Raw genomic sequence first — 13,516 nt, forward strand, 5'->3', positions numbered from 1 at the left:
TTTATTTCTCTCCGTGAAACTTTCTCACCTTCCTCTTGCAGACTCGACATTCGGGCCGGATCTCGGTATCGTTAGCTGTCTGGATGTCTAAACGTTTATACGTATGCTTTGAGGATTCAACGATATGCCGATACGGGTGCAGGACGAGCTACCAGCCGTCAATTTCTTACGTGAAGAGAACGTCTTTGTCATGACGGCTTCACGCGCGACAGGTCAGGAAATTCGCCCGCTGAAGGTGCTCATTCTCAATCTGATGCCAAAGAAGATTGAAACAGAAAACCAGTTCCTGCGCCTGCTCTCCAACTCTCCGTTACAGGTTGATATCCAACTGCTGCGTATCGATGCCCGCGAGTCGCGCAACACGCCTTCTGAGCATCTGAATAACTTCTACTGCAACTTCGATGATATCCGCGATGAAAACTTCGATGGGCTGATTGTCACCGGCGCGCCGCTGGGTCTGGTGGAGTTCAATGACGTTGCCTATTGGCCGCAGATCAAACAGGTGCTGGAGTGGGCAAAAGATCACGTCACCTCCACGCTTTTCGTCTGTTGGGCGGTTCAGGCTGCACTGAATATCCTCTACGGTATTCCTAAACAAACCCGCACCGAAAAACTCTCTGGCGTATACGAACACCATATCCTGCACCCTCATGCGCTGCTGACGCGCGGTTTTGACGATTCTTTCCTCGCGCCGCACTCCCGTTACGCAGACTTCCCGGCGCAGCTGATCCGCGATTATACCGATCTTGAGATCCTCGCTGAAACGGAAGACGGGGATGCGTACCTGTTCGCCAGTAAAGACAAACGTATCGCCTTTGTCACGGGCCATCCTGAATACGATCCCGATACCCTCGCATCTGAATTTTTCCGCGATCTCGAGGCGGGCCTTAACCCGGATGTCCCGTACAACTACTTCCCAAAAAACGATCCGCAGAACACGCCCCGGGCGACCTGGCGCAGCCACGGAAATCTGCTGTTCACCAACTGGCTCAACTATTACGTCTACCAGATCACGCCATACGATCTGCGTCATATGAATCCGACGTTAGAGTAATCCGCTACCTGAAACGATCCTAAAGCGTTTCAGCTGTCCATATCAGGCACCTTCGGGTGCCTTTTTTATTTCCGAAATCCAAACCATCTATAAATAAAACTTTAATATCAATTTAATCAAGTAGTTAAGGAACTTTAAAATTAAAAATGGAAATTGTTTTTGATTTTAGAAAAATTACAGATAGTCTTAATTCTGCTGAGCGAAAACCGCACAACGATCTTTCGTTCGCATTGGGGGTGTGTTTTTTGGATCTTTAATGAGGAGCAGAATGATGACTGAGCAGGCAACCACAGCCGATGAACTGGCCTTTAACCAGCCGCAGGGTGAGCAGGAACAGCAGATATTGACCCCGGAGGCCGTCGAGTTCCTGACCGAGCTGGTGACACGCTTTGCGCCGCAGCGTAATAAACTGCTGGCGGCACGCGTTCACCAGCAGCAGGAAATTGATAACGGGAAGCTGCCTGGTTTTATTTCGGAAACTGCTTCCATTCGTCGCGGCGAGTGGACGATCCGCGGTATCCCTGACGACTTACAGGATCGTCGCGTCGAGATCACCGGCCCGGTCGAGCGCAAGATGGTGATCAATGCCATGAACGCCAACGTTAAAGTGTTTATGGCCGATTTCGAAGACTCGCTGGCTCCCGACTGGCGTAAGGTGATCGAGGGGCAGATTAACCTGCGCGACGCCGTGAATGGCACCATCAGTTACACCACCGAAGCCGGGAAAATCTATCAGCTTAAACCCGATCCAGCCGTGCTGATCTGCCGTGTACGCGGTTTACACCTGCCTGAAAAGCATGTTACCTGGCGCGGAGAAGCCATCCCGGGCAGCCTGTTCGATTTTGCACTCTATTTCTTCCACAACCATAAAAAGCTGCTGGCGAAAGGCAGCGGCCCCTATTTCTATTTGCCGAAAACGCAGGCCTGGCAGGAGGCCGCCTGGTGGAGTGAGGTGTTCAGCTATGCGGAGGATCGCTTCGACCTGCCTCGCGGCACCATCAAAGCCACGCTGCTGATCGAAACGCTGCCTGCCGTATTCCAGATGAATGAAATCCTGCACGCGCTGCGTGACCATATTGTTGGCCTGAACTGCGGGCGCTGGGACTATATCTTCAGCTATATCAAAACCCTGAAAAACCATCCCGACCGCGTGTTACCGGATCGTCAGGTCGTCACCATGGATAAACCCTTCCTGAGCGCCTACTCGCGCCTGCTGATCAAGACCTGCCACAAGCGCGGCGCCTTTGCGATGGGCGGTATGGCGGCGTTTATCCCGAGTAAAGATCCTGAGCGCAACAATCAGGTGCTCAACAAGGTAAAAGCCGATAAAGAGCTGGAAGCCCTCAATGGCCACGACGGTACGTGGATTGCCCACCCAGGCCTGGCCGATACGGCGATGGAGGTATTTAATCGCGTGCTCGGCGACAACAAAAATCAGCTGTTTGTCACCCGTGAAAACGATGCTCCCACGGCTGAAGAGCAGCTGCTCGCCCCGTGCGAGGGCGAACGCACCGAAGAGGGCATGCGTGCCAATATTCGCGTTGCCGTGCAGTACATCGAGGCGTGGATCTCCGGTAACGGCTGCGTCCCAATCTACGGCCTGATGGAAGATGCGGCTACGGCGGAGATCTCACGCACCTCTATCTGGCAGTGGATCCATCACCAAAAAACGCTCAGCAACGGTAAGCCCGTCACTAAAGAATTGTTCCGTCAGATGCTGGCTGAGGAGATGCGGGTGATCCAGGACGAGCTGGGTGAGCACCGCTTCAGCAGCGGACGCTTTAACGAGGCTGCCCGCCTGATGGAGCAAATCACCACTTCAGATGACTTAATCGACTTCCTTACCCTGCCGGGCTACCGCTTCCTGGCGTAATTCCCCACATAACAATATGGAGCATCTGCACATGAAAACCCGTACCCAACAGATCGAAGAGTTACAGAAAGAGTGGACACAACCGCGCTGGGAAGGCATCCGTCGCCCCTACAGCGCAGAGGAAGTGGTGAAATTACGCGGCTCGGTCAACCCGGAATGCACGCTCGCACAGCATGGTGCGGCAAAAATGTGGGGACTGCTGCACGGCGGTGCCAAAAAAGGCTACATCAACAGCCTGGGCGCGCTGACCGGGGGGCAGGCGCTGCAGCAGGCGAAGGCCGGGATTGAAGCCATCTATCTTTCAGGCTGGCAGGTTGCAGCAGATGCCAACCTGGCCTCCAGTATGTATCCGGATCAGTCGCTCTACCCGGCGAACTCCGTGCCGTCGGTGGTGGATCGGATCAACAACACCTTCCGCCGTGCGGATCAGATCCAGTGGGCGGCAGGTATCGAGCCAAACGATCCGCGCTTTGTTGACTACTTCCTGCCGATCGTTGCGGATGCAGAAGCCGGTTTTGGCGGCGTGCTCAACGCATTCGAGCTGATGAAATCGATGATTGAAGCCGGTGCAGCGGCCGTTCACTTCGAGGACCAGCTGGCGTCGGTGAAGAAGTGTGGGCACATGGGCGGCAAGGTGCTGGTTCCGACACAGGAAGCGATTCAGAAGCTGGTTGCAGCGCGTCTGGCAGCCGACGTGCTTGGCGTGCCCACGCTGGTAATCGCCCGTACCGATGCGGACGCGGCTGATCTCATCACCTCTGACTGTGACCCGTACGACAGCGAGTTTATTACCGGCGAGCGCACCAGCGAAGGGTTCTATCGCACCCATGCGGGTATAGAGCAGGCCATCAGCCGCGGCCTGGCCTATGCGCCTTACGCTGACCTGGTCTGGTGTGAAACCTCCACGCCGGACCTGGCGCTGGCTAAACGTTTTGCCGATGCCATCCATGCCAAATATCCGGGCAAACTGCTGGCCTACAACTGCTCGCCGTCCTTCAACTGGCAGAAGAAACTGGACGACGAGACGATCGCCAGCTTCCAGCAGCAGCTCTCGGATATGGGCTACAAATACCAGTTCATCACCCTGGCGGGGATCCACAGCATGTGGTTCAACATGTTCGACCTGGCGCACGCTTACGCGCAGGGCGAGGGCATGAAGCACTATGTTGAGAAGGTTCAGCAGCCAGAGTTCGCCGCCGGCAAAGACGGCTATACCTTTGTGTCGCACCAGCAGGAGGTGGGAACCGGCTACTTCGATAACGTCACCACCATTATCCAGGGCGGAACCTCCTCCGTCACCGCGTTAACGGGTTCAACTGAAGAAGCCCAGTTCTGATATTTCCCCTTCATCCCGGCCCTCTCCGGGCGAGAGGGTTAGGGTGAGGGGTACTGGAGGAAAATATGCCGCGTGGCCTGGAATTACTGATAGCACAGACTATTTTGCAGGGCTTCGACGCCCAGTATGGTCGTTTTCTGGAGGTCACCTCGGGCGCGCAGCAGCGCTTCGAGCAGGCCGACTGGCATGCGGTTCAGCAGGCCATGAAGCAGCGTATTCATCTCTACGATCATCACGTAGGGCTTGTGGTGGAGCAGCTGCGCTGTATCACCGACGGCAAAAGCCCAGACGCGGCGTTTCTGCTGCGCGTGAAAGAGCAATACACCCAGTTGTTGCCCGATTACCCTCGCTTCGAGATTGCAGAGAGCTTTTTTAACTCTGTTTATTGCCGGTTATTTGACCACCGCTCGTTATCTCCCGAGCGGCTATTTATTTTCAGCTCCCAGCCGGAGCGCCGATTTCGTACTATCCCGCGCCCGCTGGCGAAAGATTTTTTTCCCGATCGCGGCTGGGAACCGCTGCTCCATCGCGTGTTAACGGACCTGCCCCTGCGTTTGCCCTGGGAAAATAAAACCCGGGATATCGGCTATATCATCGCGCATCTCATCGAAACCTTTGGCGCAGAGGTGCTCAGGAACAGCTATTTACAGGTGGCCAACGAGCTTTTCTACCGCAATAAAGCGGCCTGGCTGGTCGGCAAGCTGGTTACGCCCTCCGCCACCGTGCCGTTTCTGCTGCCCATTCACCGCACCGATGAAGGTGAACTGTTTATCGATACCTGCCTGACCACCAGCGCAGAGGCCAGCATTGTGTTCGGCTTTGCCCGGTCCTATTTCATGGTATACGCTCCGCTGCCTGCGGCGCTGGTTGAATGGCTGCGCGAGATCCTGCCGGGTAAAACCACCGCCGAGCTGTACATGGCGATTGGCTGTCAGAAACACGCCAAAACCGAAAGTTACCGGGAATACCTTCACTATATCGCCAGCGCGGATGAGCAATTTATCGAAGCCCCCGGCATCCGCGGGATGGTGATGCTGGTTTTCACCCTGCCGGGCTTTGACCGCGTGTTTAAGATCATCAAAGACACATTCGCCCCGCAGAAAGAGATGACCGCCGCCCACGTCCGCGCCTGCTATCAGCTGGTGAAAGAGCACGACCGCGTCGGACGCATGGCCGATACCCAGGAGTTCGAAAATTTCGTGCTGGATAAACAGCAGATCGATCCGGCGCTGATGGCGCTGTTAATGCAGGAAGCGCCGGGGAAGATCACCGATCTGGGTGATAAAATCGTGATTGGCCACCTTTATATCGAGCGCCGCATGGTGCCGCTCAATATCTGGCTTGAGCAGTCAGAAGGCCAGGCGCTACGTGATGCGATTGAAGAGTACGGTAACGCCATCCGCCAGCTTGCCGCCGCCAATATTTTCCCTGGTGATATGCTGTTTAAAAACTTTGGCGTGACGCGCCACGGTCGGGTGGTGTTCTACGATTACGATGAAATTTGCTATATGACTGAGGTGAATTTCCGCGATATTCCACCGCCGCGCCACCCGGAGGATGAGCTGTCCGGTGAGCCGTGGTACAGCGTCTCGCCGGGCGATGTGTTTCCCGAGGAGTTTCGCCACTGGCTGTGCGCTGACCCGCGTATCAGGCCAATATTTGAGGAGATGCACGCCGACCTGTTCCGCGCCGACTACTGGCGCGAACTGCAAACGCGGATCAAGAACGGGCACGTTGAAGATGTTTACGCCTACCGCCGCAAGCAGCGGTTTAGCATCCGGTTTTCTCCAGGAGAAGGGTTCGAATGTAGGCCGGATAAGGCGTAGCCGCCACCCGGCAAACCAATCTTAACGGATCCCACCGTACGCCAGCGTCACCTCTTTCGCCGCCTTAATCACCAGCGCGCCCAGCTCCGTTACGCGGTCGTCGGTCATGCGTGAGATCGGCCCGGAAATCGAAATAGCGGCGAACGGCTCGCGATGCTCGTCAAAAATACAGGCCGCCAGGCAGCGCAGACCCAGGGCGTGCTCTTCGTCATCAAACGAATAGCCGCGCTTACGTGTCAGGGCTAAATCTTCTTTCAGGTGCACCGGCGAAACCAGGGTGGCGTGGGTGTAGGCGTGTAGTCCTTTGCGGTGCAGCAACCCCGTCACCTGCTCTTCGCTGAGCTGCGATAAAAACGCTTTTCCCGCGCCGGAGGCGTGCATCGGCAGCTTGCCGCCAATCGGGGCGGACATGCGCATCAGCTGCGTACATTGGACCTGGTCGATAATGACCGCCTGATGATCGCTCTGGTCCAGCACGGCCAGGTTCACCGTCTCGCCGGAGTCCTCCATCAGCTTGCGCAGAATAGGGTGGACAATCGCCAGCAGATTACGGCTCTGCAGGAAGCTGCTCCCCACGATAAACGCATGTGCGCCCACCGCCCAGTGCCCCAGCTCGCCGACCTGGCGGACGAAGCCCAGTTGCTGCATGGTGGTCAGCAGGCGGTGTGTGGTGGAGTTGGGAAGCCCGGCCTGCTGCGCCAGTTCCGTCAGGGCCACGCTGCCGTGCGATTCGGCTATCCATTCCAGCAGCTTCAAACCCCGCGTCAGCGATTGAACCTGTCCGCCGGGTTGCGCTGAGGGGGTGGCAGCAGGTTTTCTGCCGCGTTTAGCGGGAACGGTCGCGACCATGGGCAACTCCTTTTTCTGTATCGTGGAAATCATTTTCGTTTTATTTGGTGAATTTGCAACCGTATCCTGACTGATCGGAGGAGTGATGGTGAACATGTCTCATGTTACCGCTGAGTGACTTTTCCGCCCTGCGAGAATATGCCAGTATGGACCGCAGCCTTTTGGCCATGTTGAGCGTTGTCGGGAGCAAGTGTGAGCAGCAAAGTAGAGCAACTGCGTGCGCAGTTAAATGAACGAATTCTGGTGCTGGACGGCGGCATGGGCACCATGATCCAGGGCTATCGCCTCAGTGAAGACGATTTCCGCGGCGAACGCTTTGCCGACTGGCCATGCGATCTCAAAGGCAACAATGACCTGCTGGTGTTAAGTAAACCGCAGGTGATTGCCGATATCCACAACGCCTACTTTGAGGCGGGTGCCGATATCGTTGAAACCAACACCTTTAACTCGACAACCATCGCCATGGCGGATTACAAGATGGAATCCCTGTCGGCGGAGATTAACTTCGAGGCGGCAAAGCTGGCGCGCGCCTGCGCCGATGAATGGACCGCCCGCACGCCGGACAAACCGCGCTACGTTGCCGGTGTGCTTGGCCCGACGAACCGCACCGCGTCGATCTCACCGGATGTGAACGATCCGGCGTTTCGTAATATCACTTTTGACCAGCTGGTGGTCGCCTACCGGGAATCGACCAAAGCGCTGGTGGAAGGCGGGTCCGACCTGATCCTGATTGAAACGGTATTCGACACCCTTAACGCCAAGGCCGCCATCTACGCGGTGAAAGCGGAGTTCGAGGCGCTGGGCGTGGACCTGCCGATCATGATTTCCGGCACCATCACCGACGCCTCCGGGCGCACGCTCTCCGGCCAGACGACGGAGGCGTTCTACAACTCTTTGCGCCACGCCGACGCGCTCACTTTTGGCCTGAACTGCGCGCTGGGGCCAGACGAACTGCGCCAGTATGTGCAGGAGTTGTCCCGCATCGCGGAGTGCTACGTCACCGCGCACCCGAACGCCGGGCTGCCAAACGCCTTTGGCGAATACGATCTGGACGCCGACACTATGGCGTCGCAAATCCGCGAGTGGGCCGAGTCTGGCTTCCTGAACATCGTTGGCGGCTGCTGCGGCACCACGCCGGAGCACATCGCCGCCATGAGTAACGCGGTGGCAGGGCTACCGCCGCGTAAGCTGCCTGAGCTTCCGGTTGCCTGCCGTCTCTCCGGTCTTGAGCCGTTAACCATCGGCGACGACAGCCTGTTTGTGAACGTGGGCGAGCGTACTAACGTGACCGGTTCTGCAAAGTTCAAGCGGCTGATTAAAGAAGAAAAATACAGCGAAGCGCTGGACGTGGCGCGTCAGCAGGTGGAGAGCGGCGCGCAGATTATCGATATCAACATGGATGAGGGGATGCTCGACGCCGAAGCGGCGATGGTGCGTTTCCTGAACCTGATCGCCGGTGAGCCGGACATCGCCCGCGTGCCGATCATGATCGACTCCTCCAAATGGGACGTCATCGAAAAAGGGCTGAAGTGTATTCAGGGCAAAGGCATCGTTAACTCGATTTCGATGAAAGAGGGCGTCGAGAGTTTTATCCATCATGCGAAGCAGGTGCGTCGCTACGGCGCCGCCGTGGTTGTGATGGCCTTTGACGAAGTCGGCCAGGCCGATACCCGCGAGCGCAAAATTGAGATCTGTCGCCGCGCGTACAAAATTTTGACCGAAGAGGTGGGCTTCCCGCCGGAAGACATCATCTTCGACCCGAACATCTTCGCCGTGGCAACCGGCATTGAAGAACACAATAACTACGCGCAGGACTTTATCGGCGCGTGCGAAGACATCAAACGCGAGCTGCCGCACGCGCTGATCTCCGGCGGCGTCTCCAACGTCTCGTTCTCGTTCCGCGGTAACGACCCGGTACGCGAGGCGATCCACGCCGTGTTCCTTTACTACGCCATCCGTAACGGGATGGACATGGGCATCGTCAACGCCGGGCAACTGGCCATTTATGACGACCTGCCCGCCGAACTGCGCGACGCGGTGGAGGATGTGATCCTTAACCGTCGCGACGACGCTACCGAACGCATGCTGGATCTGGCCGAGAAATACCGCGGCAGTAAATCCGATGAGGCGGTAAACGTTCAGCAGGCCGAGTGGCGCGCCTGGGACGTGAAAAAACGTCTGGAGTATTCGCTGGTTAAAGGCATCACCGAATTTATTGAATTCGACACCGAAGAGGCCCGCCAGCAGGCAACGCGCCCGATAGAAGTGATTGAAGGCCCGCTGATGGACGGCATGAACGTGGTCGGCGACCTGTTTGGCGAAGGCAAAATGTTCCTGCCGCAGGTGGTGAAGTCCGCACGCGTGATGAAACAGGCGGTGGCCTACCTTGAGCCGTACATCGAAGCCAGCAAAGAGAAAGGCTCCAGCAACGGCAAGATGGTGATCGCCACCGTCAAGGGCGACGTGCACGACATCGGCAAGAATATCGTCGGCGTGGTTTTGCAGTGTAACAACTACGAGATTATCGACCTTGGGGTGATGGTCCCGGCGGATAAAATCCTCAAAACCGCGCGGGAAGTGAACGCCGACCTGATTGGCCTCTCCGGGCTGATTACCCCGTCGCTGGACGAGATGGTCTTTGTTGCCAAAGAGATGGAGCGTCAGGGCTTTACTATTCCGCTGCTGATCGGCGGGGCGACCACCTCAAAAGCGCACACGGCGGTGAAAATCGAACAGAACTACAGCGGGCCGACGGTGTATGTGCAGAACGCCTCGCGCACCGTGGGCGTGGTGTCCGCGCTGCTGTCCGACACCCAGCGCGATGAGTTCGTGGCGCGTACCCGAAAAGAGTACGAAACCGTGCGCATCCAGCACGGGCGCAAGAAACCGCGCACCCCACCGGTCTCGCTTAAGGCGGCGCGTGAAAACGATCTGGCATTCGACTGGTCAGCCTATACGCCGCCGGTGGCGCATCGTCTGGGCGTGCAGGACGTCACTGCCAGCATTGAAACGCTGCGCAACTACATCGACTGGACGCCGTTCTTTATGACCTGGTCGCTGGCAGGCAAATACCCGCGCATCCTAGAAGATGAGGTGGTGGGCGAAGAGGCAAAACGCCTGTTTAACGATGCCAACGACATGCTCGACAGGCTGAGCACGGAGAAAACGCTCAACCCGCGCGGCGTGGTGGGCCTGTTCCCGGCGAACCGCGTGGGGGACGATATCGAAATTTATCGCGATGAAACCCGCACCCACGTGCTGGCAGTGAGCCATCACCTGCGCCAGCAAACGGAGAAAGTGGGCTTTGCCAACTACTGCCTGGCGGATTTCGTCGCACCGAAGTTAAGTGGTAAAGCCGACTATATCGGCGCGTTTGCCGTGACCGGTGGGCTGGAAGAGGACGCGCTGGCAGAGGCGTTCGACGCGCAGCACGATGATTACAATAAAATCATGATCAAAGCGATTGCCGACCGTCTGGCGGAAGCCTTCGCCGAATATCTGCACGAGCGCGTGCGCAAGGTGCACTGGGGTTACGCGGCGAATGAAAACCTCAGCAACGAAGAGCTGATCCGCGAAAACTATCAGGGCATTCGTCCGGCACCGGGCTATCCTGCCTGCCCGGAGCACACCGAGAAGGGGACGATCTGGAAACTGCTCGACGTGGAGGCGCATACCGGGATGAAGCTCACCGAGTCCTTCGCCATGTGGCCGGGCGCGTCTGTCTCCGGCTGGTACTTCAGCCATCCGGACAGCAAATACTTTGCGGTGGCACAGCTTCAGCGCGATCAGGTAGAAGACTACGCCCTGCGCAAAGGGATGAGCGTGTCGGAAGTGGAGCGCTGGTTAGCCCCTAATCTGGGCTACGACGCAGACTGACGTCACCTTTCCTTACAACAAACAGGGCGCTCATCAGGCGCCCTGTCTCTTTCTTACATTTAAACCCTTATACTGGAAGAAGGTTCTGGCCATATTGCCCGGTGGCGCTGCGCTTACCGGTCCTGTGCGTAGGCCGGATAAGGCGTAACCGCCATCCGGCAAGACAGCGCGCAGTAAACCTCAGGAAAACAGATAACGATAAGGAGGAACACTTTCCGTGCTGACGTTGTTACATCTGCTCTCTGCAGTCGCACTGCTGGTGTGGGGCACTCATATTGTCCGCACCGGCGTGATGCGCGTGTTTGGCGCGCGTTTACGCACCGTTCTCAGCGGCAGCGTTGAGAAGAAGCCGCTCGCCTTTTGCGCGGGCATCGGCGTAACGGCGCTGGTGCAAAGCAGTAATGCGACCACCATGCTCGTCACCTCGTTTGTGGCGCAGGATCTGGTGGCGCTCGCCCCGGCGCTGGTGATTGTTCTCGGTGCCGACGTCGGGACCGCGCTAATGGCGCGCGTGCTGACCTTCGATCTCTCCTGGCTGTCGCCGCTGCTGATATTTATCGGCGTGATTTTCTTCCTGAGCCGTAAGCAGAGCCGTGCCGGGCAGCTTGGCCGCGTGGGCATTGGCCTTGGGCTAATCCTGCTTGCGCTGGAGCTGATTGTGCAGGCGGTGACGCCGATCACCCAGGCCAACGGGGTGCAGGTCATCTTTGCCTCCCTGACCGGCGATATCATGCTGGATGCGCTCATCGGCGCGGTGTTCGCCATCGTCAGCTACTCGAGCCTGGCTGCCGTGCTGCTGACCGCGACGCTTACCGCCGCAGGGGTCATTTCCTTCCCGGTGGCGCTCTGTCTGGTGATCGGTGCCAACCTTGGTTCGGGCCTGCTGGCGATGCTCAACAACAGCGCCGCCAACGCCGCCGCACGCCGCGTGGCGCTCGGCAGCCTGCTGTTTAAGCTGGTGGGCAGCCTGATTATCCTGCCGTTTGTCCATCCGCTGGCGAACCTGATGGACAACCTGCCGCTGCCGAAAGCCGAGCTGGTGATCTATTTCCACGTCTTCTACAACCTGGTGCGTTGCCTGGCGATGGTCCCCTTCGCCGCGCCGATGGCCCGTTTCTGCGAGCGCCTCATTCGGGATGAACCCGAGCTGGACGCCCGCCTGAAACCGAAGCATCTTGATACCTCCGTGCTGGATACCCCGGCGCTGGCTATTGCCAACGCCGCCCGCGAAACGCTGCGCATGGGCGATGCGATGGAAACTATGCTCGAAGGGCTGCAAAAAGTGATGCATGGCGAGCCGCGCGAGGAGAAAGAGCTGCGAAAGCTGGCGGACGACATCAACGTGCTCTATACCGCCATCAAGCTCTATCTGGCGCGCATCCCGCAGGACGAACTGGCGGAAGAGGAGTCCCGCCGCTGGGCGGAAATCATCGAAATGTCCCTCAACCTGGAGCAGGCCTCAGATATCGTCGAGCGCATGGGCAGTGAAATTGCGGATAAATCCCTTGCCGCGCGTCGCGCCTTCTCCGTAGAAGGGCTTAAGGAGCTGGAGGCACTGCATGAGCAGCTGGTCAGCAACCTGAAGCTGGCGCTGTCGGTCTTCTTCTCCAGCGACGTACCGAGCGCGCGTCGGCTGCGGCGCAACAAGCACCGCTTCCGCATTCTCAACCGCCGCTATTCGCACGCCCACGTTGAGCGTCTGCATCAGCAAAACGTGCAGAGCATTGAGACCAGCTCCCTGCACCTGGGGCTGCTGGGCGATATGAAACGTCTTAACTCGCTGTTCTGCGCGGTGGCCTACAGCGTAATGGAGCAGCCGGACGAAGATGACGAGCGGGATGAGTATTAATCTCTGAAAGCGCCTCGCAGTTTGCTTTTGTCAGGCGTGACGACATCCTTTCCCAACTGTAACGTTGCATCGCGGGTAAAGCACTTATCCGCGCTGCGACGTTTTTATGTTTTTGGGTGTATAAAATTTTATACAAGGATGTGGTATGCTTTCACAAAGGCCGGCAATGCGGCCTATCGCATGGATGGGAAGTGCGTACGACGATTTGCTCGGCTTCCCGGAAGAGATTCGAAGAGACGCGGGTTATCAACTGCACCGCCTGCAGTCTGGTCTGGAGGCCGCAGACTGGAAGCCCATGTCAGAGATTGGCAAAGGCGTTGCTGAAATTCGGCTTCGGGGAAATACAGGGGCATTTCGTATTCTTTACCTGGCCCGTTTTGACGACGCTGTGTATGTACTTCATTGCTTTAACAAGAAAACACAGCGGACATCAGGCCAGGATAAACAGATTGCAAAGGTACGTTTGCATGCGGTGCTTGATGCCCGGAGGGGTTAAAGATGGGAAAGAACATTGATACTAAAATTCGCCATGTGACGGCGGCAGACGCCAACATTTTTGCCGAGCTGGGGTTTGACAGGGATGAGGCTGAACGGTTACGGGAAAAAGCTGGCAAGGAAGTGGAGCAACTGCTGGCGATCAAGCGACAGCTTATGCTGGAAATCTCCACGTGGATCGCTGAAAACAAGCTGCGCCAGGCTGACGCAGCGGCAAGACTGAACGTCTCCCGCCCACGTATCTCCGATGTTGTGAACCTTAAAACGAGCAAGTTTACGCTTGATACGCTGGTCATGATGCTGAGTAAACTTGGAAAACCTGTCTCAGTTACCGTGGGCTAATCTTTTTACCAGCCCA

9 protein-coding genes are annotated in these 13,516 nt (G+C 57.3%); 8 read left to right on the forward strand and 1 reads right to left on the reverse strand.

Annotated features, from left to right (window positions below; translation table 11 throughout):
• The first annotated feature begins 124 nt into the window (after positions 1–124).
• From metA to aceK, 4 genes are all read left to right on the forward strand, one after another.
• Positions 125–1,054 carry a homoserine O-acetyltransferase MetA gene (metA, locus tag ACWKX3_RS20540; protein WP_006177535.1) on the forward strand — a complete coding sequence of 310 codons (930 nt, stop codon included), beginning with the start codon at positions 125–127 and terminating at the stop codon, positions 1,052–1,054.
• Between the two features lie 271 nt (positions 1,055–1,325).
• Positions 1,326–2,927, forward strand: a complete 1,602-nt coding sequence (gene aceB, locus ACWKX3_RS20545; protein ID WP_042321218.1) for a malate synthase A — start codon at positions 1,326–1,328, stop codon at positions 2,925–2,927.
• Positions 2,928–2,958: 31 nt separating this feature from the next.
• The gene (aceA, locus tag ACWKX3_RS20550; RefSeq protein WP_153689100.1) at positions 2,959–4,263 is read left to right on the forward strand and encodes an isocitrate lyase; all 1,305 of its coding nucleotides are present in this window, start codon (positions 2,959–2,961) and stop codon (positions 4,261–4,263) included.
• A 65-nt stretch (positions 4,264–4,328) separates the two neighbouring features.
• The gene (gene aceK / locus ACWKX3_RS20555) at positions 4,329–6,089 is read left to right on the forward strand and encodes a bifunctional isocitrate dehydrogenase kinase/phosphatase (protein ID WP_153689099.1); all 1,761 of its coding nucleotides are present in this window, start codon (positions 4,329–4,331) and stop codon (positions 6,087–6,089) included.
• Positions 6,090–6,110: 21 nt separating this feature from the next.
• On the opposite strand, the gene iclR is transcribed toward aceK, so the two are convergent.
• Positions 6,111–6,938 (reverse strand): glyoxylate bypass operon transcriptional repressor IclR, encoded by an 828-nt coding sequence (gene iclR / locus ACWKX3_RS20560; RefSeq protein ID WP_042321214.1) that lies wholly within the window; start codon positions 6,936–6,938, stop codon positions 6,111–6,113.
• A 192-nt stretch (positions 6,939–7,130) separates the two neighbouring features.
• Between iclR and metH the strand changes: the two genes are divergently transcribed.
• The 4 genes from metH (at position 7,131) to ACWKX3_RS20580 (ending at position 13,500) form a co-directional block, all read left to right on the forward strand.
• Positions 7,131–10,814: a methionine synthase gene (gene metH / locus ACWKX3_RS20565; protein WP_454542360.1), complete on the forward strand. Its 3,684-nt coding sequence runs from the start codon at positions 7,131–7,133 to the stop codon at positions 10,812–10,814.
• 217 nt (positions 10,815–11,031) lie between these two features.
• Positions 11,032–12,663 carry a Na/Pi cotransporter family protein gene (locus ACWKX3_RS20570; RefSeq protein WP_006177529.1) on the forward strand — a complete coding sequence of 544 codons (1,632 nt, stop codon included), beginning with the start codon at positions 11,032–11,034 and terminating at the stop codon, positions 12,661–12,663.
• A 145-nt stretch (positions 12,664–12,808) separates the two neighbouring features.
• Positions 12,809–13,159, forward strand: coding sequence for a type II toxin-antitoxin system RelE/ParE family toxin (locus ACWKX3_RS20575; RefSeq protein WP_101736820.1), 351 nt, complete (start codon positions 12,809–12,811; stop codon positions 13,157–13,159).
• Between the two features lie 2 nt (positions 13,160–13,161).
• Positions 13,162–13,500 carry a helix-turn-helix domain-containing protein gene (locus tag ACWKX3_RS20580; protein ID WP_101736821.1) on the forward strand — a complete coding sequence of 113 codons (339 nt, stop codon included), beginning with the start codon at positions 13,162–13,164 and terminating at the stop codon, positions 13,498–13,500.
• Positions 13,501–13,516 lie beyond the last annotated feature (16 nt).

Source organism: Enterobacter sp. UPMP2052 (genome assembly GCF_053709675.1).